Below are 22,826 nucleotides of genomic sequence, written 5' to 3'. Positions count from 1 at the left end.
CGCCTCGCTTTTGGCGCCTCATGGAGGGGTGGCCGAGTGGTTAAAGGCAGCAGACTGTAAATCTGCCCGGTTTTCCGTACGCTGGTTCGAATCCAGCCCCCTCCACCAGTTTCGCGTAACAAATTGGCCGGGGGGCAATTTGGTGCGAAACTCCCGCGCCGGCGGAGCAGCGCATGCGTGCAACGCGTTGCCGCCAAAGGCCGCTTCACCCCTGCCGGATCAGCCCGGCTGGCCTGGCCCACCGATGTTGAAATCATTCTGCACGATCGCTACGGCATCGTCGGCGATGCGCTGCAGGTCGCCATATTGCCCGATATAATGCATCGTCCAGTTGCAGCCGGTCATGCTTTCGGTCGCAGTCGGCTTCGGCATCGGGATGAGGATCTTCGCTCGGGCCGATCGAAGTCTGGGGTCGGCGTCGACCCGGTTCTGGACGTAGGTGCGGATTTCGGTGCCTGACACAAATTGGCGCATGGCGGTTTCCTTCCTGCGGAGCGTTCGGCTGTGGGGAGGCCCTGCACAGGCGTTGCCGCTCGACAAGCTTTTCAACCTGCATAAGGCTGAAGAGGTTCCATCGGAGCGGGGCCAAGGGTTGCATGACGAAAGCGCGCGCCAATTTGTCGCGATGGTGGCACGGGCTGGCTCGTGCGTCGCAATATTTGCCAGAAATTTACCATGTTCGGTCGATAACGGACCAACGATCGATGGCGGCGCCTGCGCGGTCCAAAGGTCGGTTGTCGGGGGTGGAAATGCTGTCTGTCTTTGCACTGCTTTATGGTTTCGTCGCGATGTTCGTCCTGTCGAGCCTTAGCCGCAATCGCCGCGAGCGGCGGCCGGATGCGCCGATCCTGGCGCTCGCCGGGCGCGGGCTGATGGCGGCTTCGGTCACGGGTGCGGCGCTTGCCGCGAGCGCCGCAGCATGGGCATCGCTGGTCCACTGATCGCGCAATTTCGGCAAAGACGCGAAAGGCGCGGCCGAAGGGCTTGTCGCGCGCCCGCGCTTTGGGCTATCTGCACCGCGACGCGGGCGTAGCATAGTGGTAATGCTCTAGCCTTCCAAGCTCCCCATCATTCAGCAATTCCGGGCTCTTTGGCGTAAAACGGCCCGAAAATCGGCTGTTTACGATCAATAGCTTAGCGGCAGGCTGTAAAACGCGGCGATCGATTTGTGTGTATATATTTGCACATTCCTGTTGACACCCCTGCGCCTAGTGTGTATTTATTTGCGCATAGAACGGGATAGCAAAAAGATCATCAAGCGCCTTCTCGCAGAAGGCTGGGAACAGGTTTCGGTGCGGGGCTCGCACCACAAGTTCCGGCGCGGGGAGGTTTCGCTCGTTGTCCCACACCCCAAGCGGGATTTGCCAATCGGCACCGCCCGCAGCATCGCTAAGGCAGCGGGGTGGCTCTAAGCCACCCCTTCGGAGGTTCGACATGAAATATTTTTACGCCGTCGTGCACAAAGATCCTGACAGCGCCTATGGCGTGCACTTTCCCGATCTGCCCGGATGCTTCTCGGCGGCGGACGATCTGGACGATGTGTTACCGAACGCGATCGAGGCGATGGAGCTTTGGCTTGAAGATCAGCCCGAGCCCGCGCCCGGCAGTCTCGCCGCCGTAAGGGAGAAAGCGGTGGATGATCTGGCCGATGGTGCCTTTCTGATCGCCGTTCCGCGCATGACGGTGAGCGGCAAGCTGACAAGGGTCAATCTGTCGCTCGATCAGGGTACGCTCGCCGCGATCGATTCGGCCGCTGGGGCGCGCAAGTTGACCCGAAGCGCCTTTCTGGCCGAGGCGGCCCGCAATGAAATCCAGGGCAGACATTAAGCCGACGGGCGATGATCCCGAACGCATCATCGCCGTCGAAATGATGAGGAACGGCGAGCGGTGGCGGTTCGAGCGGATGGATGATCTGCCTGAGCCGCCACCACCGATCAGATCGGAATCGGCGAGGCATAATTCGCCAACTTGAATTGGACCGCCTGATAGACCACCGGCGCGTCACACACCGGGCACCAACGCGGTGATTCCGCGCACATCCTTCAGAAAACGCGCGAGCTGGGCGGCGTTGAGATCGATTTGCGCCTTTGTCAGCGCCACATTGTGCAGCACGTCGAGGCTCATTTCGACAGGCGCCGTGAATGTCCCCTGCGCGCCGCCGGTAATGAGGGTCAGGCCGCTGGCCACGCGCGAGCCGGCGTTCGCCGTCACCACACTGTCGGCCGCCGTCAGATCATAAAGCCGTTGTCCAACGCCAGCTTCCACAACCCACGCCATCATGCGGATCGTCTGCATTTCGGTCGCGGTGCGGTTCATCGTCGAGGTGACGATCGATCCGCCGATCGTCGTCGCGAAACGAAATGTGCCGACATCATTCACATAGCATTTCGTGTTCGATCCGAAACCAACCGGCGCGCAGCGATTTGTTGTCGCGCTGGATGGAACGACGGTGCCGCGCCACACGAACAGGCGTGTAAAGCTCAGCGGCTCCGCCAGTTCGGTATGTGTCAGATAGTTTGCCGCAGAGAGGGTTGCGCGGTCGGCGGCATAGGATGGCGTGCCGACGATCGCCGAAGGCGTAGATGCCCGCGCCGCGCGGTTCTTCACCGAATTGGCGGCGTCGATGCCGATATAGTTGAGCATCTGCAAGCCGGTCGAAACCGGAAGGATGACGCGCGAACGCGGGCCGCTGCCAGCGCCCGTGCTATCGATTAGGCCAAGGGACATGGAACCTCCTAAAGTGCGGTTGCGGAGCGTTTGAACAGGCAGCATGCCTCTTCGCCGGGGAAATAGGTTCCGGCATAGCTGACAGTGTTTTCCTGCGGATCGTAACCGGACAGAGCCGCATAGAAGTGCGAGAGCAGTCCGAACTTCCGACTGTCATAGATGTTGCCGGCGCCAATGATCGGGGCCGTTCGCCGTCCATAATCGAGCGCAGGCGATGCACCGAACGCGCGGTTGCAGGTGATCAGCAAGGTCGAACTCGCAACGATCGAGACATCGGTTACGGTCAGGTCGCCGGTCGCATCCCATGGGAACAGCCCTTTGTTGGTCGGCTGCGCGGCCGTGTAGCCGCTATAAGTGTCGAGGAACTGGATCGGCGGTTCGGGGACAAGGAAGGTGACCAGCATCTGGTTGCCCTTCGTCTCGACGCTGTAAGGCGAGAATGGGAACGGCACCTTGCCGAGCACCTGATGCTCGAACATGCGCACGCCCAACTGCATCCCGCGCCATGCCGTCGTGTTGACATCGAAGTGGAGGCCTTTCGAGGAACCGCGATAGCCGCTCACAAGGATCGGCCCGCCATCCTCCAGCGCCAGATCAAGCTGCGCATTGGCAATGTCGAGGCCACCGGGTGAAATGATGCCGGCACCACAAATCTGCTGGATATAGACGGGCACTTGCGGTTCGCCGGTCTGGCCGAAAACGCCCAGCGTCGTGTCGGCATGATGATCGGACCGCAATTGCCGGAACGCGGTCTTCCATGTTGCGGGGGCGGTGCCGAGCGAGCCATCCTGTTCGCCCTGAAGGTAGATCAACCCACCCTCGCGAATAGCCTCGCCGAGGCCGGTCGCGATGCTCTTGGCGATCGTCGCCCCGTCGCCGAGCCGGCGGTAATAGTCGGGCGAGGTCCCTTTGCTCAATTCAGCGATGCTCTTGCCGCTCATGCCGGCCGCATAAGCGATGAAGCGGCTCGTATCGCTGGCAAGCCCCGCGCGGCGAAGCCGCAGCCAGCTAAGGGTGGCCAGCGCGGTTTCCGCTATCGTCTGCCCCAGATTGCTTGCGGTGGGATCGAGCGCGGCTTGCGCGGATGCATCGAGCAAGGTGCCGTCGCCGGTTCCGCGCACCGTGCTGATCATCGTATTGAACGCAGCCGACCCCATTTGCACCCAAGGGCCGCCGGATGCCGAATTGCCGTGCAGGCTGTTGCCCATCATGCGCAGGCCGAGGGTTCGGCCGAGGAAGGTATCGCCGAGGCCCACAGACCAACCCCATTGCGCCGGATGCGCCATCTGCCCGACGCTGTTCGACTGGCCATAGACGGGGAAGACCGTGTTCTTGGTCGACAGACCGACAACTTGCGCCGGGCTCACGGTGCGCTCCCGCAGGATCGCGGCGCGCTGTTCGGCCAGGCTGTTTTTTGCGGCAATGTAGTCTGTCGAGAAATTCCCGCCTGCGGAAGCGGTGATCGTCCCGCCGCCGGGCGTTGTGATCGTGCTATCGGCGTTGAGGGAAAAACCTGCGATCTCCGCAGTCCCGTCCCAACCCAAGCGGTGCGCGACGCCGCCATAGCCGTCGAGGAAGGCAACGCCATCGTCGAACGAAACCACGCCCAGGCTTCCCAGCGAGATCGAGCCCGTCACCGGATCGACGCTGATATATGTTCCGGACGTGCCGATGCGAACGACGCCGCCGACCTTCGAGATCTGCGGAGTTGAAACGCCGGGTGCGGCTTCGTCTTTGGATATGAAACTTATCACTCCGTCGTCGACCCGGATAACGCCGGCCGGTAGAATGATATCCCGACCGTCGCCGGAAAATTCGGCGATGACCCCGCCCCATTTATCGGTCAGTGCGTGCGACGAGCCTGCATCGGTCGCATTGGTCAGCAGCGCTGCTACCGCCACCGCCAGCGCCGAGGCGTTCGGGAAGCTGGCGATCGCGGCCGCGCTGGGATTGCGGTACAAGGTCGCGAACACGTCCGTGGAGGGCGCGATCACAAGAAAATATTGGCCTGATGTCGTGGCCGCGAATCCGGTCGCATAATCGGGGTAACGGTTCGCCGACAACAGGACCGCCGCATAAGCATCATAGGCATTGGACGCATAACCGGCCGCCTGGTCGCGATAGCCTTGTGTAATGCCCTTGTCGGCCGCGACCGTAGCTTGCTTGCCTGCGACATCCGATTGGCGGGTGATGACATCGGCCTGGCGGAGCGCGACATCGCCCTGCATGGTGACGACGGCGGCCTGTCGGTCGGTCACATCGTCCTGCCGTTCGATGATATCCGCCTGTCGATCGGATACATCCGACTGACGCTCCATTACGTCGGCCTGGCGATCCGCAACATTCTGCTGCCGAGTCGCCACGTCGTCCTGTCGCTCGACGATATCGGCCTGGCGGCCAGCGACATCTTCCTGCGCCGTAAGGACGGTTTGCTTGTCGCCAGCGACCGCCGCGCGGTCGGCGCCCGTCGCCTCGGCATCCTCGTTCGCTATGTCGCGTGCAGCTTGAGCTTGGTCGCGGTATTCGCCGGCATTCGTTTCGCTCTGCCCCGCCGCATCGGCTATGTCCTGCACCTCGGCCCGGATACCGTCGCCGAGGGCTGCGAACATCGCGTTGGTCAGTGGGTCGCCTTCGTCGATCCCGCCGATCGCGAACTGCTCGGCGGCCGACAGGCCGCGCGCGCCGGTTTCCTTGATCATCACCACGGCGGGCGAAATCAAAGCATCGGCATAAGGCAGGTCGATCGTGACCGGCTGCACGTCGGAGCCGTCCGAGGTCCCCGGCGCGACGATGATACGGTCGCCGCCGCGCCAGATCTCGCCGCCGGTCACGATCTCGCGGATCGCGTAGGAGCCGGCGCGCGCCGCGAATTCGGCATAGAGCGCGGCGGTCTGCTCGCCGGTGAGGCTGACGATCATATAGAAGGCATCGACCGACAGCGTTGCGTCGACGCTCAGCGATACCTGGTTGGCGAGCGTGCGGCTGATCTCCAGCCTGAAGCTGCGCCCGCTCAGAAGCTGCGGATCGCCCGCCGCGTCGGCAAGCGCGGCGTGCAGCACATAGGGCTCGCCGGAGCGCAGGGTCAGCGCTCCGGGCGTCGGAAGTCCGGCCATGGGGGTTCCTTCAGATCAGGAGGATCAGGGCGCCTGATAGCCCTGCACATTCACCAGCACGTTCGCTCCCGTCGTGCCGCAGTTGACGTTCAGCGCGGTGGCGGCCGCGCTCTCTAGCGGCGTCGGGAAGTCCATCACGCCGGCCAGCATGGCGATGCCCGCCGTGATGGACTTCCCGGCGGTCGCTCGGCCTTGCGGCGCTCCGCGCCGTCAGATGCTTGATGTGGACCGCCGGCGCGCGCGGCGCCGGCAGGGGCGATCAGGCGGCGGGCGCCTGCGGGCTGTGGGCGACCAGGCCGCCGCCGAGGATCAGCGCGACGGCCTGGCCGACCGCGCCGATCTGCGCGCCGGCGGCGGGCGCACCGGCAACGGTGGCGATGGTGGCGAGGCCGACATAGGTCGAAGGCTCCTTCACCTTGCGCCCGAGCCAGTTGAGGATGCTTTTCATGGGGTACTTCCTTTCAGGTGACGCGCACGAACAGGAGTGTGGGCCGGCGCGTGGCGGCCGTCGAACCGGTTCAGCCGAGCAGGATGCCGCGCAGCCGGTTGCGGATTTTGGCGACGTTTTCCAGCCCGATGCGCCCGCCGTTCGTGATCCGCCGGGCCTCGACGAAATCACCGCGATCGACCGCGGCGTTGACCTTGCCCTGGCGGAAGAATTCGAGCGCGATCAGCGGGCCGGCTTCGGGCGGCGCGGCATCGGGATTGGTGACCAGATCGATGCCGATCAGGTCACCATAATGCTTGTAATTGACTTTGCCGGTGAGCTGCAGATCGTATCGGCCGCGATAGGTGTAGCCGTCATGGCTCGGCCATGGATCGTTCCCCATGCGCCCGCCATATGCCCGGCTCGCAATCTCCACCGGGTTACCGACCGCCGCCAGCGCCTGCGCCTTGGTGAAATGCGACGGCCACAAGGCGACCAGCGCCTGTGCGCTGTAGCTCATATTCTCGACGAAACGCCGGAACCCGCCGGTTTCGTTGCAGCACTGCGCGATGAATTCCGCGATGCGCGGCGCCGTCGTCATGCCATAAGCGGCGAAATGCTCCGCGGCGACCTTGCCGCGCAGCCGGATCATGTCGTCCGCCTGCCGGGATGCCGCAAAGGCATAGAGCGCCGTGAAGGTTTTCGGCCCGGCCACGCCATCCGGCGTGCCGCAGGCATAGCCCTGCGCCGTCAGCAGCACCTGCGCGGCCTGCCAGTCGATCGGCATCTTCTGTCCTTTCAGTTGGTGTCGGGCGCCGCGGCGTCGATCGCGGCGATGCCGGCGGCCATGTCGTCGGGCTGATCAAGCGAGATCGGGAAGACATCGCGCAGCAGCACGCCGACCCGTTTCAGCGCCGGCGAATAGGGTGCGGCGCGCTGCAGCTCGGGCAGGATCAGCAGGATGGCGATGCGAACCTTGTCGAACTTGGCGTCGACCGTCGCGCAATGCTCCTCGCAGCGCGCCAGACTCTCGGCGATCCGGGTTTCCAGTCCCTTCTCGCGCGCATCGAGATCGCGTTCCCAGGCGGCATTGCGGGTCGATCGCGTTTCCTCGCGCCCCGACAGCCAGCCAATCACCCATTTCGCCGCAGCCCCGGCCGCGCCCAATATGGCGAGCGCACCCGCCAACATCCCGCCGAGTTCCCCCGGCGAGGTGCCCCCCGTATCCGCCATGATGTCCCTTTCCGAAAAATCAGTCGGCCGCGATAACCTGCTGGCCATCCTCGCTGATCGTGGCACGCCCCTTGATCCTGGTTTCCACCGGGATCTCGCCGTCGCGCAGTTGCGCGACGATCACCGCCGGCGGCGCGGTGACATAGGTCCGCACCACCTCGCCCGGCTTTCCAATCGCCACCCGCATCCGGCCCTCATTTCATGCTTGCGTCGATGATCAGGGCGGCTTCGCTGAGCACGATGGCCGAGGTGCCGCCCTTCCACGTCATGTCGATCGTGTATGTGCCCGCTGACAGGCTGGCGATCCCGGCCATCGCGACAATGCTTTGATAGTCGCCGGCACCGCCCGATGCGCCCGCGATCGGCGAACCGCCTATATTGATGTGCGCTTCCCAATCCGGAATTCCCGAATAATAGTTCTGCGATCCCACCGCCTGGATGATCACCATGCCGTCATAGGGCAGCACCAGGGTGAAGGTCAGGATCGTCACGAGAGATCCCGACCCCGCCTCCGTGCCGACCTGTTCGACGCCCGCACGGATCGTCACCGATGCGTCCTCGATCGACAGCGTCTTGACCTTGTCGGGGTTGACGACGCCGCTGCTATCGAGCGCCGCCGGAATGCGGCCATCGGTCAATTCGGTGGGGCGGCTCGAAACCCCGCCCCACGTCGATACCGTCCCGGCTATCGCCGCGATCTTGTTCAACAGCGTCTGGCGGGCCGCATAGGCCGCCTGAAACGTCGAAATGAACACCGACCGGACAATGGCCGTGTCCGCAGTATAATCGTTATAGGCCGGCGACAGCGCCGCGAGGTAGACGCCCAGCGACGTGATGGCGGAATCATAGGCCGTCTGCTCCGTCGTGATGGCATAGGCCGTGGCCTGCGCATCGATGCCGGATTGTTCGGACGTCAGGACGCCATAATCGGCAACGATGGCTGGCTTTTCCGATCTATCCAGAACGTTGTCGGCAACGATCGTCCCGATTTCCGTCAGCGCGGTGGTGGCATCCGCTTCCGCCGTGGCAGCAGCCGAGGCCGCATCCGCCGCTGAGAGCCTCGCATCCTCGATCCCCAAAACATAAGGCGCGTTGCGCGGATCGAAGGTGATCGGCGCGGCGGCGGTGACAGGCGCGGTCTCGCTCGCGTCCCATGCATAGATCGCATCATTTTCTTCGGTCAGCACCATCGGGCAGGTGCCGTCATAGGTGATCGTCTGATCGGCGACGCGGAACTTCTTGCGGACGAAGGCACAACCGGAAAAGGTCAACGGCAGCGGATCGCCGATCTGATATTTCCACGCGCGGTTCGAAAAGACGGCGCTGAATGTGCCTGGATATTGGTGCCGTTCGAGGACCTGTTTCGCGATGCGTTCGCCCTGGCTGGGGCTCTCTACCGCGAGCAGATCGAGCGTCAGCACGCGATCGATGCCGTCGAGGCTGGAAAGCTTCACTTCGGGATAGTCGATCGGCTGATAAAGCGAATTCGGCGACGGATCGGTATATTTGCCGCGCACGATATTTTCGGAAACCGTGGGGAACGGATCCCATGTGTAGCCGCCCGGCAGCACATCGACATCGGTCAGGCCGTCATCGGCATCGATCACCGCAAGATCGTTGTGCATGATGGCAAGGCTGAGCTTGCCGCCATTGTCGCGCAGCCGGCCGTTGCACGCGGCGACCAGCACAGAATGCACCTGCCCGGGCTGATTGCCTTCGGTAACGACGGCGCCGCCATGGTAGCGCGGCTCGGTGCTCGAATCTGCCTTCGTCACCGCTTCGTCGCACAGATTGGCCGCGACGATGAAGCTCGGCATGTTGAGTCGTTCCTTGGGCAGGCCGGGGCCGACCGACAGTTCGCCTTCTATCCGCCATCCGAGATGGTAATTGAGGATCTGCAGCGCGAGATTGTTGCCGATCTCGGTCCCGCCCGGCGCGAAGGACCATGTCGATTGATCGTCGGCGCGCATCGATCCGCTGCCGCCCGGCACCGTGCTGTCGCGGCGCGGATCGTAGAGCGGCATGCCCTTGCCGATGATCGTGACGCGCGAGGGCAGGCCGCTGGCAAGCGGGCTGGTCGCCTTGCTGCTGCTGCCCGTCCGCTTGAGCCGGACATGGACATAAGCGCAGCCGGTGAGGCGGGCGTTACTGCCCCAGGTGCCGCCGCCGTTGATCGCGATCGTGTTGGAGGCATTGCCCTCCAGCACGGTATCGATCGACAGATAGCCCGCATAGAAACTGTCGACGCCGCCGCCGGCGCTCCAGGCGAGCCGCTGTTCGAACCATATTTCGTCGATCGACGTCACCTTATGGCAGGCGACGCCGATGATATAATCGATATATTCCTGATCGGTCCCCGACGGCTCGACATAGCGAATATCGGTGCCCATCGCCGTCTGCCCGAGCACCATCGTGCGGAAGGCATTCGGATTGACCGATGCATTGAGACGATCGAGCTGACCGAGCGGCGACTGCGGCATTTTGGGCGACAACAGCGATGACGCCGCCGCCAGTCCGGCGACAGTAAGGGCGAGCGGCGCCAGGCTGGCAATCGTGGCCGCGGCGGCGAGGCCCACAGATCCGGCAATCGCGCCAAAGATACTCGCGCTGACGGCCTGCCCCGCGCCGGGAATGACATTGACCGCGATCGCGGCGACGATCAGCAGCGGCTTGACGATCTTGCTCATGCGACCCGCCACGCCCGCTGCCAATGGCGACGATCGACCTTGACCAGACCTTCATGCTGGCCTTCCGATCCGACGCCGATCGCGAACGCGCCGAACGACACGCACAAGGCGCCGCCGCAGCGACCATCGACCCATTGGCCGTCATCGGCCATCACGAGATCGCCGCGATGCGCGAACGCAGGCTCCACCGCTTCGAATTTCGCATCGAGCGTGGCGGCCAGCGTGCCCTTGCCGATCCGGCGCAACGCCCGCACCGATCCGGCCATGCTGCGATAGCGGCCGCGAAACTCGGCCATCGCATCCACGCCGGTCATCGCCAGCACGGCCCCGCTGGCGAAGGTGCAGCAATCATGCTTGCCATAAGCGAATGGCACGGACCGGCATTTCCCGAGGAAGCCCCCGAGGCGCGTTTCCCAATCGGCGTAGCGCATTACGGTATGTCCACCCTGCGGCCATAGGCCGGAACGATAGCACCCGCCGATCCGCTGCTGCCGGCGAGATTGCCCTGCGTCGTGCCGTTGGCGATGGCGATCGACAGCTCGGCCGAATGATCATCAGGATCGTATCGCGGTTGCGCCAGCCAGGTGCGCCCGCTGGCCGTGGTCGCGAAGGCCAGCCAGCTTTCGATCGTCATCGTGATCGTCTGATAGGTGTCGTCTCCGCTCAGCTTTGGCACCTGCATATAGCCGGTATAATAAGACCAGATATTGCCGATCGGCGCATCCGTGGCCGGATCGCGCATCATCGCCCACAGGCGGCAGATCCGGCCCTGAAAATAGGCCCGGCTGCCGATCTGGTTCAACGCATCGGTATCGACCCCGATCAAGCCGGACAGCGTGACGGTCACCTGGCTACCGCCGCCTTCCTTGTGCTGGACGGGCGACACATCCATCCACGCCCCGCCGAGCGCATCGAACATATGCCCGTCGAGATCGTCATCGCCGGTGCCCGAGAAGGTGACCGGATAATCGGTAGTCGACAGCCGCAGCGGATCGCCGGCGAAATCGAGCAGGCCGAAATAAGCCACACGCGAGGTCTGCGCCGCGAGCGCGGTCTGGGCGGTGGCGTCTGGCGTGTTGAGCATCAGAACGCTTCCTCACAGCCGAAGGGCTGGATCTGGTACATCTGGCCGGGCAAGGCCGTGTAGGGCAGATCATCCTTTTCCGACGCCATCAACGCCGTCGGCAGCCGGACCTCGACCGGGGCATTGTCGGCGGGGCTCGATCGCAACACGCGGCTAAGCGACAAGGTGGCGGCGCCGCCGGATGCCACCGCATCGGCCGCGAGCACGATCGGCTGTTCGCCGACGGTGATGGCATGGCCGGCCTTCAGCACGATGCCCGATGTCGGCCAGCCATCGGTTGCCAGCGACAGCCCGGCCTGGCCGGCGCCGTTGACGAGCACGCTGGTGGCAGCTGTCTGCGGCGAATCTGCGATCTCGATCCGGAAACTGTTCGCCTGGCCGTTGCAGGCGAGCAGGAATGCGCGCCAGGGCAGGAATTCGGCCTCGCTCATCACCAGCGGAAACGAGACCTGGCATTTCCAGAAGCCCGCCGATGGCAGGATCGTGCCGCGACGGCGCCCGACGAAGGTCGAACGGTTGATCTGCGTCTTGGCCGGCGGCGTCCACATGATCTGGGCGATCTTCGGATCATTGGGAAAGGCGATGATCGTCATGGTCTATCCCGAATATGCAAGGTTCGGCCGCTGCAAGGCAGCCGTGGTGCGGCCCTGCGCGGCGGCGAGCAGCACCGGCGCGCTGGCATAGACCGCGCGATAGGCCGCCGCCTCCACCATCGCCGGATCGGTTGCGTTGCGGGCATCGACCGTCACGCTGATCGACTGGCCGCCACCGCCCATCATGTTGAGGCGGTGGTTCGGGATCACGGTCGTGGGCGCTTTCGACATCAGGATTTCCGGTCCACGCTCGCCGACGAGGAACGGCATTCCGACGGGCGGATCGCCGCCATTGGCAAAACCCGGCAGGCCACCGCCACCAAAGCCGAGCGCGCTGGCGAGCGGCTTAATGATCGCCTGGCGCACCGCGATGCGGATCAGATCGGCGATGATCTGGTTGGCGACGTGCTTGAACGCATCGCCGAGCGATTTCGCGCCGGTGATCGCATCGGTGATACCATTGGTCAGGCTGTTGAGGCCGTCGACCTCGATCGACTGAAACGCCTCGGTGATGTGCCTGCTCTCGAAATCGAGCTGATCGCCGAACTGCTGGAGCGGATTGCCCTTCAGCGCCTTCTCGATCTCGCCCTGATTGTCGTTCAACAGGCTATCGGTATTGCCCCTCGGGACGATGCTGTTTTCGAACCTGCCGGAACCCTCGGTGATGCCCGGCGCATCGACGTCGCCGATCTTGAACCGGGCGATATCGGTCTGCTTCAGGCTGGCTTCACCCTGTTTCTTGGTTTCCTCAAGCCATTTATCGTACGTCTCGAAGCTGGTGAACGACTGCACCCACAGATCGAGCGCGGTGTATTCCTTGCCCTTCCGTGCCTTTGGAGGCCGCTTGTAAGGCACAAGGCGTGGATCGATCACGCCAGAGTCTATCGCGGTGATGATCGCCTGATTGGACAGGACTTCCTCACGCGCCTTCGCCAGCGCCATGAACTTTGGCGTAAGGTCGGCGGCCATCTGCCCGGCGGTGCGCCCCTGCTTTTCCAGTGCCTCCAGTTCAAGACGGATGCTTTTTACATCAAGCCCGCCATCCTTGAGATCGAAGGCGCCGTTCAGCACCTTCGTCTTAAGCTCCGTGAGCCCCCCGGAAACGCCGCCACCAAAGACCATCCCGGCTAGGGCGCCGGTGTTTGCCGCGCCCACGGCTCCGCCTCTGCCGAACGCCAGCGGAAGCGTCGTCCGGATACCTTGCACGCCACCCGTGGCGTCTTGCTGCGCCTTTTTCGCGGCCTTCAGATCCTGTTGCGCTTGCAGCCGAATATTCTCGGCCAGATAGATATTGTGCGTCTTGAGCGCCTGCGTCGTTGTGTCGATCAGCGGCGCCAGCTTGCTCTGTGCATCGGCGAAGGCATCGGCCGATCCGGTCGCCTTATCGGCGGCGGTATCGGCCTCGAACATCTTCTCGACATATTGGGCAAGCGCGCTGACCGCGACCAGGATGCCGGCACCGGCCATGCCCGAGAAGAACCGGCCTACAGCGCCGACCTTACCGCCCAGATCGGCCATCGCGCCGGCAAGCTGCCCCGCCTGCGATATGAATGCGCGGATCACGCCCTGCCCGAGCTGAACCTGCGTGAAGAAATCGCCGACCTGAAAGCCGACATTCTTCATCGCCTGCTGTTGCTGTTTTGCCGACACGACGATGGTATCGCCGCCGCGCTTGAACGTGTTGGCAACCTGATCGAGCTTCGGCACGACCTTGCCGGCGTAGCCATCGACGTCGTTGGCGGCCTGGCGGAGCTGCTGCTGCAACAAAGCCGTGGTCGCCTCAAGGCGCAGCACCAGGCCGGCATCGATCGCTGCCATGGTTCACTTGCTCCTTTCGGTTTCGCGTGCTTCGGCCTGATCGTCGAAGATTTCGACGGCTGACCAGAGTTCGTTGGGGGTGGCCCGCCAATATTGGTCGGGCGTCCAGTGCAGATTGACGATGGCCCAGCCCATCATGCGCCGGCGGGGGTGTCTTTCGTCTTTTTTGCGACCGCCGGCTTCGCTTCCCCCTTGGATGTATATTTCCCGGTGATGGCATCATTGAGCAGCGGAATAAGCTTCTTGATCACCTCGAACAGACCGCCTTCGGTGTCCATCAGCAGCTTGCCGACACGATTGACGTCCCACCGATCTGCCTGATCGGCCTTGCCGGTGTGGCGGAGATCGGCCTTGATGCATTCGGTGACGATGATCGCGATGTTCAGTCCCTTCATGTCGCCGCTGGTCGCCTGCATCGACAATCGGAACATCGACAGCCCGGTCTGATCCTCGATCGCCTGCAGCGCTTCGTGGCTGGGGCGCATGACGTAATCGGCGTCGAGCCTGATGCGCTGTTCGCCACGGATGGGGTTTGCAGTCCCGCTCATGCTCAGGCCGCCAGAAGATTCACGCCTGGCGTTGCCGCCAGCATGAACTCAATTTTTACGCCCACATCACTTTTCGCCTGGAAGTCCTGTGCAATGCTGGTGACATAGACGGCCGCGGTGAAAACGACGTCCGTTGTGCCGTCGCCTGACGATCCATCCTTCCGGATCTGGATATCCTTCACAGTCTTCGAATAAAGAGCCAACTCAAGCGCCGAATAGCCGTTTGCATCCGGAAGGGTGACAAGAATATCGAGAGAAAGGCTCATTTCTCCGATGCCTGGTCGGGATACGGCATACTCATCGGCCTTCGTCGATTGATCTATCTTGCTGCGTGACATGGTATAGGACATTCCACGCTGCCCGGCGACTTCATGAAAAACCTCCGGTGTGGCTCCATCGCCAACCCAAAGGCGGTAGTTATCGGCATTCAGATACGCCATCTCGTTTCTCCATAGGTAATGGCCCCGCCGATCGAGCAGGGCAGGTAATCGTCAAAATCGCGGTTTCAGACCGGCTCGGTGGTGCAGGTGAATGTCTGCGTACCGACGTAGACTTCCTCTTCGGGCAGCAGAATCGCGGTGGAGTTCTGCTGATAGAGATGGCCAAAGATCACGCCGTTCGCCGGATCGGGTTTCCAGCCATCGAGTGCCGCCCGGTTCTGCGCCTGCAACGCGGTGCAGCGGCTCCTGAGCGGGCCTTTGGTCAAAGTGTTGATGGTGACCGCCCAGCGATCGAAGACCGCGCCCTTCACGCCCTGATCCTCGGGGTTCATCTCACCGATGATCACGACGGGCATGGGTGTCTTGTCGGGCACATGCTGATGGACGGTCGCGCCGGTCACCTGATCATCGAGCCGCACGAAGATCGCCTTCTGAAGCTGATATTCATAATCGATCGCGCGGGGATCAGTCATTCGGGTTCCCTCCCGCCGATGCATCCTGCAAAATCTTCGTCCAGACCGAACGCAGGTTCGGCAATTCGTTGGCGTTGAAATCCGCCCGGCGGCCGAACACGAAATTATATTTTTCGCGGCCGATCGCGCCGATGTGGCGACCCTTCCTGGTGTACGCCTTCCGCCCGGCGTCGAGAATGTAACCGTAGAAATAGCGGCTCTTCGCGCGCTTATCGAGCAGCCCTATCCGCAGGATCATGCTGACGCCCATCGTGAACTTCATCTTGAGCGCGGCCTTCAGACCACCCGACTTGACCGGCGTCTCGGCCTCCGCCCGCCCGAGCAGCCGGTTGCCGATCGCCTGCAGATCATCGGACAGGATCTTGCGGGCGCTGTCCGGGATATTCTTGATGATGCGCTTGGCATTGCGCAGCCCCTGGAGACGCTCAGCCATGGGTTTTCTCAGGCATTCTCGGGCACCTCCAGTTCGATCGACACCTGCAGTTCCCGGCGCCGCCCGTTCGGATCGACGACAGCCCGGACGCGATAGTTGAGCCCGTCGAGCACGATCCTATCGCCGGTCGCGATATCGCGCGGCCGCATCCGGATGACGAAGGCCTGGTTGTCCTGCATCACATCGGCGACAGCGGACTGCCCGCCGCCGGCGCCGCGCCCGGTCGACCAGAGACTGGCCTTCACCCAGGGCCGGCCGATCTCCGGCCATTCGCGGACCTGGCCGCCGGCGCCGTCGCTGACGGACGTGGCGCGCTGCACGATCACCCGGCGGTTGAGCTGGCCCGATTTCATCAGACCCGCCGCAGGATATAGGGATCGAGCAGCATGCCGACCGCTAGCGGCACCTCCACCATCGATCCGCCCGCCGCCTCGCGATTTTCAAACCAATGCGCGACCAGCATCTTGCCGACCGTCTTCAGATCATCGGGCACCGCATCCTCGGCATAGCCCGCGGTGGCGGTAACCGTGACGACACCCGGCGCATCGGCCGGGATCGGCCAGCTCGTGCCGATCGCGGGCAGCAGGCGGAGCCAGCCCCCGATCGCGACCGCACGAAAGGCCGTGAACGGCTGCGCGGTGCCGGCATCGTCGAGCCATGTGATTTCGATGGTGTCGGCATCGATCGGGCGGAACGGGATCAGCAGGAAATCCGCGAAGCTGTCCAACGTCCAACGCCGTTGGACCAGATCGATGACGACGCCAAAGCTCTCGTCGAGCATGCGCTGTGCTGTCGAAATCAGGCCGCCGATCGTCAGATCGCTGTCGAGATCGTCATCCTCGAGGCGAAGGTGATCCTTCGCCTCGGCCAGGCTGAGCAGCGGCATGATGGTCTCCGGGTCGGAAGGTTCGGGCCGGGCCGCAGCCGAAGCGCGCGGCCCGGCCCGGTATCGGTCAGGCGGTGCCGCGCAGCGACGCACGGCCACGTACGACGGTGGCCGACATCGGCGTGCCGGTGCCGTGGGTGCCGGAGAAATCGGCGAGCAGCTTCAGATAGTGCTTGCCGCCGACATAGCCGAGCTTCTGCAGGGTCGGCGAGGCGTGCGCGGCGACCAGCGAGCGGATGATGCCGTTGGCGATCGTCGTCGGCGCCAGGCTATCCTTGATCACGTCGTCGTCGGTGACGTTGGTATAGGTGGTGTCGTCGTCGCTGTGGGTGAGCACGAATTCGATCTTGTTCGTGCCCGAAAAAGTGATGCCGCCGACGCCGATGTTGAGCAGCAGGGTGGCGCTGCCATAATCGCGCAGATCGACTGCGGCGGGGGTGTTATCTGCCGCCAGCGTGGCGGCGGCGAGGGCGGCAATCGGGAAGATGCTCGATACCTGGTCCCGTTCGGGGGTCATGGCCTGTTCCTTTCAAGAAAAAAGGGCGGCGGCAGTCTGGCCGCCGCCCGATGGGTTTCGAGTGTCGCGGTCAGGAGGAAGCGAACTTCATCGCCTTCAATGCCTCGAAATTCACCGCGCCGCCGCCGGTGCGGCGCCGCATGTGGAACTTGACGAAGCCGGGCTGGGTGATGTTGTCGCGGACAACCGAGGTGCCGAGGCGATCGACGATCGTGTAGGCTTCGTTGAAATCGCCGAACAGGATCGAGAAGCTGTCGGCGGCGATCGCCGGCATATCTTCCCCATCGGTGACGGCAAAGCCGAAGATCGATTCGACCAGAGCGCCATCGCGCAGGCGCAGATCGACCAGATAATTGCCCTGGCCATCCTTGAGCTTGCGGATCGCCGCGATCGTGCGACGAGCCATCAGGAAGTTGGCGTTCTGGCGATAACCCGCCTTCAGTTCGAAGATGAGATCGATCAGCTTATCGGCAGGCGCCGTCGATGCGAAAGCTCCGGCCGCCCCCGACGGGACATATTGGAAGGTACCCCATGCGCGCGTAGCATCGGCCGTGGTGGCGAAGTCGTAGGACAGGACGCCCTTCGGCTTCAACACGCCGTCGCCGCTGATAAAGCCGGTATTTTCCTTGCGGGCGAACTTCGGTGCTGCTTTTGTACCCAGCCATGCCTCGACGTCGATCTTGCTATCTTCGAGCAGTTTCTGCGTCACCCACGGATAGGCATAGAGTTCGTTGACCGGGATGCGCCACATGCCAAGCTGGGGCGTATCGGTCTGGGAACGGGTCTGCTTCTCGCCCACCCATGCCGCTTCCATCTCGCCATTATCGATCGGCCCTTCGAGCGCATCGGTGCCGATCTGGACGACGTTGGCGAGCTGTCGCATCGGGGTCGATTCGTAGATCTTCTGCACCATGCGGCCAGAAACATCGGGCGTCACCCAATAGCCGCCCGACGGATCGGACGCGACCTGCATCGTGGTCGCCTTGAATTCGGCCCGACGAAGATAGCCGCCGAGATCGCCCTTATATTCGCGGAGCTGCTCGACACCATAATCGGACTTGTTGATCAGTTCGCCGAACGCGTTCGCCGCCTTCGCTTCCTTCGCCCCATCGCCGCCGGACAGCGCGAGCCGGTTGGCCTTGGCCTCCATCTCGTCGAGGCGCTTCTTGAGTTCGGCCTGAGCGTCGTCGATCGCCTTGTTGAGCTTTTCGACCTCATCCCTGGTGACAGCATCCTCGCCGCGCTTGGTTTCGACCTGTTTCAGGCGGTCGTCATTCTTCGCCTTGAAATCCTCGAAGGTTTTGGCGAGCGCATCGACCGCCTTCTTGACCTCGACAGCGAGATCGCCATCCTTGGTTTCGGGCGCCTTTTCGAGCGCCAAGGGGGACACGCCCGCGAGGAACGCGCCCTGCTTTCCGATAAACATGGCAATAATCTCCGTTTCAGCGCAGGGCTTCGGCCGCTTTGCGCAGGGACATGAGCATGTCTTTGGCCCCGTCACGGGGTTCATGCTCGGGCTGTCCACCTCCCTCGCGGAGATGCTTCTTGAAGATCGCGACCGCCCTCACGGCGGAAGCGTTCGACAAATTCAATTCGGATTTCAGGTCCGCTTCGATCGCGCGCAGCACGAGCGGATCGAACTGTTTTACGTTGCTGATCTGGGCTTCCGGCAGCATCGGGAAGGTGACCAAAGACACCTCCCACAGATCGACCTTCTTCAGGTGACGGACGCCGGTCGCACGATCGATCTTATCCTCGATCGTGTTGAAGCCGATCGATAGGCCCTTGACTGCGCCGGCGGCGATCAGCGCGCGCGCGCTGGCAGCCATCGGCACGTCCATGACAAGCTGGCCCTTGAGTTTCAGGCCCTTGTCATCCTCCGAAACTTCGGTCCAGACGCCGACCGGCATCGCCGGATCATGATGCCATAGCATCGGCGGCATTGCCTTGCGACGGCGCCAATCGGCGAGCGAGGCCTTGAACGCGCCGGGCTCGACGATATCGCCGCCGCGGTCCATCAGCCCGAACACCGAGCCATAGCCCTCGATCGTGCCGACAGCCGCGCCGTCGCCCGCCAGCTTGATTTCGCAATCGAAGGCCAAGCGATCCATGCCCTTCCGCTCGGGCGCGCGCAGCGGCACGAAGATGCGGCCTATGCCCGAACGCGGGGCAGCCAGCGGCTTCGCGACACCCGAAGGTGGCGCGGCGGGCGGACGATCCATGCTCATGCTCCTATTTGGCCGGCGGGGTCGCGGTCGGCACAAGATCGCGGCCATCCTGAATGGCCATGTTCGATTCGACGATATATTGGACGCCGCCTGCATCGGCGCGCGGGTTCATATCCTCCAGGTCGCGCCATTCGTCGGCATTGATGATGCCGTTGCGGCGCTGGATCTGCAGGCCTTCCTGTCGCGACTTGTAATCGCCGCGCATCATGCCCGAGAGGTTGAATTTCAGGAAATAGCCTTCGGCCTGTTCCTTGTCGGTCAGCAGGCTGACCTCAACCGACTGCTCGATCCGGGTCACCCAGGGCAGCAATGTGTGGATCACGTGCGCCAGGAACATCTGTTCCGAGCTGGCATAGGTCGCCGTTTTTTCGGACAGGCCAACCATGATCGGCATGACGCGGAAAAGACGGCAGACCTCCTCGATCTGGAAGCGGCGCGTTTCGAGATGCTGCGCATCCACGCCGGTCATCTGCTGCGACAGCCATTTGGCGCCGCGATCGAGGATCATCGGTGTGCCGCTGTCGGACGCCGCAAATTTCTTGAGCCATTCGGTCAGCTGCGCGTGCTGCGGATCGGTCAGCGGCCCTTCGATCGAATAGACGCCGCCGGGTTTCGCGCCATTCTTGTGCAGGCCGGCATGGCTTTGTTCGAGCGCGATGGCGAGGCCGATCGCCTCGCGCGCCAGGCGGACGGTCTCCATGCCCATCCAACCATTCCATGACGGGCCGCGCAGATGCCAGATATCTTCTGCCGGGACGGTGCGCGTGCCGACACCATCCGGCCCGCGCACCTCATAGCTGAGCGACAGATCCGCATGGCGGGTGACCACGACCTTGCCAGGCTCCAGCAGGATCAGTTCGAAGATCCTGCCGGCGACGCGGTTGATGTACACGAAGGCGTTGCCGGCCAACATGATGTGGATGACGATCGTTTCCCAGAATTCGAACGCCGTCTGGCGGCCGAAGGGCTGGCGATAGAGCTTCCAGAACAGCGGATGATCGCGCGCGGGATTGGCCCCCGTGCCCGTGGGCATCGATTTCATCAGCTTGCACGGCGACTGGGCGACACCCTCCGCCACAACCTTGACGCAGGCGAGTACCGCGGCGACCTGCAGCGCCGTCGTGAAGGTGACCGTCACGCCGGATTTGCTGTCCGGCCCCATCAGGAAGCCGGGCAGCATGTCGAGCGGGCGCGCATCCTTCGCAGATGGCGCAGCCAGCGAGGCGAACAGGCCCCTCACGACAGGCGCCAGGCCGCGGCGAGCAGCATTGCGCCGCCGACGATCCAGCCCGCAGGCTCATAGATCGCAGCCGCGCCGCCGGATATCATCATGACACCCGCGAGGCCGACGAGATCGCGCGCGATCACCGTTCCGTTCCGACGCAGGAAGGCGACAGTCTTGCGGATCATGCTGCCTCCCAAAAGGATTTGCCTGAACTTTCCGGGTTGCGGCTCATCAGCGAGACCGCGTTCAATTTCGCCATCAAGGGGTCGATCTTCGCTTTGCCCGATGCCTGTTTCGTGATCAGCACGGCGTTGCCCTTCTGTTCGACCTTGGCGTTGCCGACGCACCACGCCATCAGCGCTTGCGCGGCGTGCCACATCGTTCTGTCTTTCAACTTGCGTTCCGAGCCCCAGATCGCGCCCGAGAGCCGATAACCCTGATTGACCGCAACAACCTGCTCGCCATCGATGCCGCGCGCCGCCAATTCCTCGACCAGGGCGATGACGCCGACCGGATCGAGGCCTACGCCGTATTTTTCTGGCAGCAGGCCCGCGTCGCGCACCTGCTCGATATAGTTCGCGACCCCGATGATATCGGCAGTGGCGTCGTCGCAGATCGTCAGCGTGCCTTCGCGTTCGAAATCGAGCAGGCGCGGGGCGATTTCCTTGCGCAGATCGAGCACGTCGCGCTGCACCCAGGCGTGACACCACACCAGCCAGTCCCGCGTCACCTTGCAACGGCCGACCAGCGCGAGCGCCTCCAGATCGTCGAGCCCGCCACCATCGACACCCGCCACGATCACCTCGCAGCGTTCGAGCATACTGTCGAAGGTGATCGAAGGATCGCCCTGACGCTCCCAATAATCGGCCCCGCGCCAGCGATCGCGCGCCAGGCGCAGGCCGATCTCGACATTGAGGTGTTTTGCGAGAAACACCTGCAGCTCGCCCTGCCCGGTCGACTGTGCCTCGCGGAGCTTGTCCTCGATCCAGTCAGCATCGACGCCGCGGCCGAGGCTCGGGTTCGTCACATAGAAATTGGATGGCCGGAGATATTCCTCGGCCTCGATCATCGCCGTCGGCCATTCGTACAAGACGCCGAGCCGGCGGGGATCGATCACGCGTCCGTCCCGGATCGCACGATATTGGGCGAGCTTCGCCTTGAAGATTCCGGCCGGCGTTTCGTCGCTATGCGTCGACAGGAAGATCACGAACCCTTCCAGTCGCGAGACCAGCCCGCCAGTCGCCTCGCCGATCATCGCCGCTGCATCGGCGCGCTTGCCGAACAGCCAAAGTTCATCGACCAGCACGAAGGCGGCCTTCTTGCCCGAAACGACATCGTTGCTGGCGGACACGATCTTCAGTTCGGCGTGCGTTACGCGATGCCGGATGATCCGCTGATTATCGATGATGTGCAGCAGTTCGTTAAGCTCGGGATCGACGCGCACCATCCCGGCTGCCGGGCCGAACGCGTTGTTGGCAATCTCGATCGTCGGCGCGAGCAGAAGCAGCTCGGCATAATGCCGCCAGTTGCGGATCAAAGCCGTGACCATGATGCCGGCGGCGATCGTCGACTTGCCGTTCTTCTTGCTGATCAGCAGGAAGAATTCGGTGATCAGGCGGCGGGCCGCTTCGGAATCATATGCGCCGAAGATGACCGCGACGAATTCGAAAACCCATTCGTCACATGCCTCGCCGAACGTCGGCATGCCGGGCAGATCGACAATGCGCAGCGACTTGAATACCGCGAGCGCCGCCTCGGCCTCGTTCGGGAACAGCGGATCGCACGGCACCAGCGAGCGGCGCTGGACGATGCGGGCTTCCCAATCGGGGCAGGCCGTCGACCATTCCATCAGTTGATCAACCGCGGCGCCGGTGGCGGTGCAAACTTGCCGGTGACGTTACCGGCGGTGATCCGAGCCTCCTCTTTCTTGCCCAGCTTGGGCGGTGGGGCAACGGCGCGACCGCGATCGGCGACCTTGTCCGCAAGCTGCACCATCTCGTGCTTGTCGAGCCGCTTGTAGAGTTCCTTGATCGCGCCGACATTTTCCTTTGCCGCCGCCGCGGCCAGCGAGGCGAGCAGCTCGCCGTCAAGCCGGAGCCGGGCCGAGGCCCGCTCTTTGAGCTGGCGGGAATAATGCTTCCGCAGCGTCTTGGCCGTGATCCCAATCGCTGCGGCGACATCATCCTCCGTGTTGCCGAGCGCGAGTAACAGCATGATTTTCATGCGGTTTTTCTCAGTCGGTACGTGCGGCGGTCGACCGCGACCGACATGCTCCGGCGGGATCGGGTCCCCGAGCAGGTCCAAAATCACGTCGGCCAAGAAAAAAATCTCCAGATGAGACCCATAGCGGTGTGGGCGGCAGGGGGCCGCAGACTTTGACCCACCCCCCGGGGC

The 22,826-nt window shown here is 63.3% G+C and carries 30 protein-coding genes and 1 tRNA gene; 4 read left to right on the top strand and 27 right to left on the bottom strand.

What is annotated here, in order from left to right:
* Window positions 1–22: 22 nt before the first annotated feature.
* Window positions 23–108, top strand: a tRNA-Tyr gene (locus BLS13_RS03780).
* A 111-nt stretch (window positions 109–219) separates the two neighbouring features.
* Here the strand turns inward: BLS13_RS03780 and BLS13_RS03775 are convergent.
* Window positions 220–474, bottom strand: coding sequence for a hypothetical protein (locus BLS13_RS03775; RefSeq protein ID WP_093449913.1), 255 nt, complete (start codon window positions 472–474; stop codon window positions 220–222).
* A 275-nt stretch (window positions 475–749) separates the two neighbouring features.
* On the opposite strand from BLS13_RS03775, the gene BLS13_RS03770 reads away from it, so the two are divergent.
* The 3 genes from BLS13_RS03770 (at window position 750) to BLS13_RS03760 (ending at window position 1,827) form a co-directional block, all read left to right on the top strand.
* Window positions 750–941, top strand: coding sequence for a hypothetical protein (locus BLS13_RS03770; protein ID WP_037528641.1), 192 nt, complete (start codon window positions 750–752; stop codon window positions 939–941).
* Between the two features lie 270 nt (window positions 942–1,211).
* The gene (locus tag BLS13_RS03765; protein WP_093450150.1) at window positions 1,212–1,412 is read left to right on the top strand and encodes a type II toxin-antitoxin system HicA family toxin; all 201 of its coding nucleotides are present in this window, start codon (window positions 1,212–1,214) and stop codon (window positions 1,410–1,412) included.
* Window positions 1,413–1,434: 22 nt separating this feature from the next.
* Entirely contained in the window at window positions 1,435–1,827 is a 393-nt protein-coding gene (locus BLS13_RS03760; RefSeq protein ID WP_093449912.1) for a type II toxin-antitoxin system HicB family antitoxin, read from the top strand.
* 174 nt (window positions 1,828–2,001) lie between these two features.
* Here the strand turns inward: BLS13_RS03760 and BLS13_RS03755 are convergent, their stop codons facing one another.
* The 26 genes from BLS13_RS03755 to BLS13_RS03645 form a co-directional block, all read right to left on the bottom strand.
* Window positions 2,002–2,727: a hypothetical protein gene (locus BLS13_RS03755; RefSeq protein WP_093449910.1), complete on the bottom strand. Its 726-nt coding sequence runs from the start codon at window positions 2,725–2,727 to the stop codon at window positions 2,002–2,004.
* A gap of 8 nt (window positions 2,728–2,735) precedes the next feature.
* Window positions 2,736–5,840 (bottom strand): coiled-coil domain-containing protein, encoded by a 3,105-nt coding sequence (locus tag BLS13_RS03750; RefSeq protein WP_093449909.1) that lies wholly within the window; start codon window positions 5,838–5,840, stop codon window positions 2,736–2,738.
* A gap of 24 nt (window positions 5,841–5,864) precedes the next feature.
* Window positions 5,865–5,990, bottom strand: coding sequence for a hypothetical protein (locus BLS13_RS20950; protein ID WP_256325692.1), 126 nt, complete (start codon window positions 5,988–5,990; stop codon window positions 5,865–5,867).
* Between the two features lie 109 nt (window positions 5,991–6,099).
* Complete coding sequence (locus tag BLS13_RS03745; protein WP_093449907.1) at window positions 6,100–6,288, bottom strand: hypothetical protein; 189 nt, start codon at window positions 6,286–6,288, stop codon at window positions 6,100–6,102.
* Window positions 6,289–6,358: 70 nt separating this feature from the next.
* Window positions 6,359–7,054 (bottom strand): glycoside hydrolase family 19 protein, encoded by a 696-nt coding sequence (locus BLS13_RS03740; RefSeq protein WP_093449906.1) that lies wholly within the window; start codon window positions 7,052–7,054, stop codon window positions 6,359–6,361.
* Window positions 7,055–7,065: 11 nt separating this feature from the next.
* Window positions 7,066–7,500, bottom strand: coding sequence for a hypothetical protein (locus tag BLS13_RS03735; RefSeq protein WP_093449904.1), 435 nt, complete (start codon window positions 7,498–7,500; stop codon window positions 7,066–7,068).
* A gap of 19 nt (window positions 7,501–7,519) precedes the next feature.
* Entirely contained in the window at window positions 7,520–7,687 is a 168-nt protein-coding gene (locus BLS13_RS20590) for a hypothetical protein (protein ID WP_176943421.1), read from the bottom strand.
* A gap of 7 nt (window positions 7,688–7,694) precedes the next feature.
* Complete coding sequence (locus BLS13_RS03730; RefSeq protein ID WP_093449902.1) at window positions 7,695–10,187, bottom strand: phage tail protein; 2,493 nt, start codon at window positions 10,185–10,187, stop codon at window positions 7,695–7,697.
* Window positions 10,184–10,618 carry a DUF6950 family protein gene (locus tag BLS13_RS03725; RefSeq protein ID WP_093449901.1) on the bottom strand — a complete coding sequence of 145 codons (435 nt, stop codon included), beginning with the start codon at window positions 10,616–10,618 and terminating at the stop codon, window positions 10,184–10,186. The genes BLS13_RS03730 and BLS13_RS03725 overlap by 4 nt, the downstream gene beginning before the upstream one ends.
* Entirely contained in the window at window positions 10,618–11,271 is a 654-nt protein-coding gene (locus BLS13_RS03720; RefSeq protein ID WP_093449899.1) for a hypothetical protein, read from the bottom strand. The genes BLS13_RS03725 and BLS13_RS03720 overlap by 1 nt, the downstream gene beginning before the upstream one ends.
* Window positions 11,271–11,864 carry a hypothetical protein gene (locus BLS13_RS03715; protein ID WP_093449897.1) on the bottom strand — a complete coding sequence of 198 codons (594 nt, stop codon included), beginning with the start codon at window positions 11,862–11,864 and terminating at the stop codon, window positions 11,271–11,273. Before BLS13_RS03715 ends, BLS13_RS03720 begins: the two co-directional genes overlap by 1 nt.
* Window positions 11,865–11,867: 3 nt before the next feature.
* Window positions 11,868–13,682: a phage tail tape measure C-terminal domain-containing protein gene (locus BLS13_RS03710; RefSeq protein ID WP_093449896.1), complete on the bottom strand. Its 1,815-nt coding sequence runs from the start codon at window positions 13,680–13,682 to the stop codon at window positions 11,868–11,870.
* Between the two features lie 3 nt (window positions 13,683–13,685).
* The gene (locus BLS13_RS03705; RefSeq protein WP_093449894.1) at window positions 13,686–13,820 is read right to left on the bottom strand and encodes a phage tail assembly chaperone; all 135 of its coding nucleotides are present in this window, start codon (window positions 13,818–13,820) and stop codon (window positions 13,686–13,688) included.
* On the bottom strand, window positions 13,817–14,230 hold the full coding sequence (locus BLS13_RS03700; protein ID WP_093449893.1) for a hypothetical protein: 414 nt from the start codon (window positions 14,228–14,230) through the stop codon (window positions 13,817–13,819). The genes BLS13_RS03705 and BLS13_RS03700 overlap by 4 nt, the downstream gene beginning before the upstream one ends.
* Window positions 14,231–14,232: 2 nt before the next feature.
* Window positions 14,233–14,670: a phage tail tube protein gene (locus BLS13_RS03695; protein ID WP_093449891.1), complete on the bottom strand. Its 438-nt coding sequence runs from the start codon at window positions 14,668–14,670 to the stop codon at window positions 14,233–14,235.
* A 65-nt stretch (window positions 14,671–14,735) separates the two neighbouring features.
* Window positions 14,736–15,143: a tail completion protein gp17 gene (locus BLS13_RS03690; RefSeq protein ID WP_093449890.1), complete on the bottom strand. Its 408-nt coding sequence runs from the start codon at window positions 15,141–15,143 to the stop codon at window positions 14,736–14,738.
* On the bottom strand, window positions 15,136–15,576 hold the full coding sequence (locus tag BLS13_RS03685) for a hypothetical protein (protein ID WP_093449888.1): 441 nt from the start codon (window positions 15,574–15,576) through the stop codon (window positions 15,136–15,138). Before BLS13_RS03685 ends, BLS13_RS03690 begins: the two co-directional genes overlap by 8 nt.
* Before the next feature lie 8 nt (window positions 15,577–15,584).
* Window positions 15,585–15,929: a phage head closure protein gene (locus BLS13_RS03680; protein ID WP_093449887.1), complete on the bottom strand. Its 345-nt coding sequence runs from the start codon at window positions 15,927–15,929 to the stop codon at window positions 15,585–15,587.
* Window positions 15,929–16,462 carry a head-tail connector protein gene (locus tag BLS13_RS03675; RefSeq protein ID WP_143011856.1) on the bottom strand — a complete coding sequence of 178 codons (534 nt, stop codon included), beginning with the start codon at window positions 16,460–16,462 and terminating at the stop codon, window positions 15,929–15,931. Before BLS13_RS03675 ends, BLS13_RS03680 begins: the two co-directional genes overlap by 1 nt.
* A gap of 67 nt (window positions 16,463–16,529) precedes the next feature.
* Window positions 16,530–16,979, bottom strand: coding sequence for a hypothetical protein (locus tag BLS13_RS03670; RefSeq protein ID WP_093449884.1), 450 nt, complete (start codon window positions 16,977–16,979; stop codon window positions 16,530–16,532).
* A gap of 70 nt (window positions 16,980–17,049) precedes the next feature.
* Window positions 17,050–18,405: a phage major capsid protein gene (locus BLS13_RS03665; protein WP_093449882.1), complete on the bottom strand. Its 1,356-nt coding sequence runs from the start codon at window positions 18,403–18,405 to the stop codon at window positions 17,050–17,052.
* Between the two features lie 16 nt (window positions 18,406–18,421).
* A complete protein-coding gene (locus BLS13_RS03660) occupies window positions 18,422–19,201 on the bottom strand; it encodes an HK97 family phage prohead protease (protein WP_218123226.1) in 780 nt (259 codons plus the stop codon).
* Between the two features lie 10 nt (window positions 19,202–19,211).
* On the bottom strand, window positions 19,212–20,447 hold the full coding sequence (locus tag BLS13_RS03655) for a phage portal protein (RefSeq protein WP_093449881.1): 1,236 nt from the start codon (window positions 20,445–20,447) through the stop codon (window positions 19,212–19,214).
* On the bottom strand, window positions 20,444–20,617 hold the full coding sequence (locus BLS13_RS20585; RefSeq protein WP_176943420.1) for a hypothetical protein: 174 nt from the start codon (window positions 20,615–20,617) through the stop codon (window positions 20,444–20,446). Before BLS13_RS20585 ends, BLS13_RS03655 begins: the two co-directional genes overlap by 4 nt.
* Entirely contained in the window at window positions 20,614–22,281 is a 1,668-nt protein-coding gene (locus BLS13_RS03650) for a terminase large subunit (RefSeq protein WP_093449879.1), read from the bottom strand. The genes BLS13_RS20585 and BLS13_RS03650 overlap by 4 nt, the downstream gene beginning before the upstream one ends.
* Window positions 22,281–22,751, bottom strand: coding sequence for a hypothetical protein (locus BLS13_RS03645; protein WP_218123225.1), 471 nt, complete (start codon window positions 22,749–22,751; stop codon window positions 22,281–22,283). Before BLS13_RS03645 ends, BLS13_RS03650 begins: the two co-directional genes overlap by 1 nt.
* Between the last annotated feature and the right edge of the window lie 75 nt (window positions 22,752–22,826).

This window comes from Sphingomonas sp. YR710 (assembly GCF_900101455.1).
Taxonomy (GTDB): domain Bacteria; phylum Pseudomonadota; class Alphaproteobacteria; order Sphingomonadales; family Sphingomonadaceae; genus Rhizorhabdus.
This window is presented reverse-complemented; position numbering and strand designations above follow the sequence as displayed.

Excerpts from the sequence above, each read along its gene's own strand:
- BLS13_RS03660 (WP_218123226.1), bottom strand. The coding sequence starts at position 19,201 with ATGGATCGTCCGCCCGCCGCGCCACCTTCGGGTGTCGCGAAGCCGCTG.
- BLS13_RS03675 (WP_143011856.1), bottom strand. The coding sequence starts at position 16,462 with ATGCCGCTGCTCAGCCTGGCCGAGGCGAAGGATCACCTTCGCCTCGAG.
- BLS13_RS03650 (WP_093449879.1), bottom strand. The coding sequence starts at position 22,281 with ATGGAATGGTCGACGGCCTGCCCCGATTGGGAAGCCCGCATCGTCCAG.
- BLS13_RS03730 (WP_093449902.1), bottom strand. The coding sequence starts at position 10,187 with ATGAGCAAGATCGTCAAGCCGCTGCTGATCGTCGCCGCGATCGCGGTC.
- BLS13_RS03745 (WP_093449907.1), bottom strand. The coding sequence starts at position 6,288 with ATGAAAAGCATCCTCAACTGGCTCGGGCGCAAGGTGAAGGAGCCTTCG.
- BLS13_RS03670 (WP_093449884.1), bottom strand. The coding sequence starts at position 16,979 with ATGACCCCCGAACGGGACCAGGTATCGAGCATCTTCCCGATTGCCGCC.
- BLS13_RS03715 (WP_093449897.1), bottom strand. The coding sequence starts at position 11,864 with ATGACGATCATCGCCTTTCCCAATGATCCGAAGATCGCCCAGATCATG.
- BLS13_RS03705 (WP_093449894.1), bottom strand. The coding sequence starts at position 13,820 with ATGATGGGCTGGGCCATCGTCAATCTGCACTGGACGCCCGACCAATAT.
- BLS13_RS03760 (WP_093449912.1), top strand. The coding sequence starts at position 1,435 with ATGAAATATTTTTACGCCGTCGTGCACAAAGATCCTGACAGCGCCTAT.
- BLS13_RS03735 (WP_093449904.1), bottom strand. The coding sequence starts at position 7,500 with ATGGCGGATACGGGGGGCACCTCGCCGGGGGAACTCGGCGGGATGTTG.
- BLS13_RS03710 (WP_093449896.1), bottom strand. The coding sequence starts at position 13,682 with ATGGCAGCGATCGATGCCGGCCTGGTGCTGCGCCTTGAGGCGACCACG.
- BLS13_RS03685 (WP_093449888.1), bottom strand. The coding sequence starts at position 15,576 with ATGGCTGAGCGTCTCCAGGGGCTGCGCAATGCCAAGCGCATCATCAAG.
- BLS13_RS03720 (WP_093449899.1), bottom strand. The coding sequence starts at position 11,271 with ATGCTCAACACGCCAGACGCCACCGCCCAGACCGCGCTCGCGGCGCAG.
- BLS13_RS03750 (WP_093449909.1), bottom strand. The coding sequence starts at position 5,840 with ATGGCCGGACTTCCGACGCCCGGAGCGCTGACCCTGCGCTCCGGCGAG.
- BLS13_RS03665 (WP_093449882.1), bottom strand. The coding sequence starts at position 18,405 with ATGTTTATCGGAAAGCAGGGCGCGTTCCTCGCGGGCGTGTCCCCCTTG.
- BLS13_RS03740 (WP_093449906.1), bottom strand. The coding sequence starts at position 7,054 with ATGCCGATCGACTGGCAGGCCGCGCAGGTGCTGCTGACGGCGCAGGGC.
- BLS13_RS20585 (WP_176943420.1), bottom strand. The coding sequence starts at position 20,617 with ATGATCCGCAAGACTGTCGCCTTCCTGCGTCGGAACGGAACGGTGATC.
- BLS13_RS03700 (WP_093449893.1), bottom strand. The coding sequence starts at position 14,230 with ATGAGCGGGACTGCAAACCCCATCCGTGGCGAACAGCGCATCAGGCTC.
- BLS13_RS20950 (WP_256325692.1), bottom strand. The coding sequence starts at position 5,990 with ATGCTGGCCGGCGTGATGGACTTCCCGACGCCGCTAGAGAGCGCGGCC.
- BLS13_RS03725 (WP_093449901.1), bottom strand. The coding sequence starts at position 10,618 with ATGCGCTACGCCGATTGGGAAACGCGCCTCGGGGGCTTCCTCGGGAAA.
- BLS13_RS20590 (WP_176943421.1), bottom strand. The coding sequence starts at position 7,687 with ATGCGGGTGGCGATTGGAAAGCCGGGCGAGGTGGTGCGGACCTATGTC.
- BLS13_RS03770 (WP_037528641.1), top strand. The coding sequence starts at position 750 with ATGCTGTCTGTCTTTGCACTGCTTTATGGTTTCGTCGCGATGTTCGTC.
- BLS13_RS03690 (WP_093449890.1), bottom strand. The coding sequence starts at position 15,143 with ATGACTGATCCCCGCGCGATCGATTATGAATATCAGCTTCAGAAGGCG.
- BLS13_RS03755 (WP_093449910.1), bottom strand. The coding sequence starts at position 2,727 with ATGTCCCTTGGCCTAATCGATAGCACGGGCGCTGGCAGCGGCCCGCGT.
- BLS13_RS03775 (WP_093449913.1), bottom strand. The coding sequence starts at position 474 with ATGCGCCAATTTGTGTCAGGCACCGAAATCCGCACCTACGTCCAGAAC.
- BLS13_RS03695 (WP_093449891.1), bottom strand. The coding sequence starts at position 14,670 with ATGGCGTATCTGAATGCCGATAACTACCGCCTTTGGGTTGGCGATGGA.
- BLS13_RS03680 (WP_093449887.1), bottom strand. The coding sequence starts at position 15,929 with ATGAAATCGGGCCAGCTCAACCGCCGGGTGATCGTGCAGCGCGCCACG.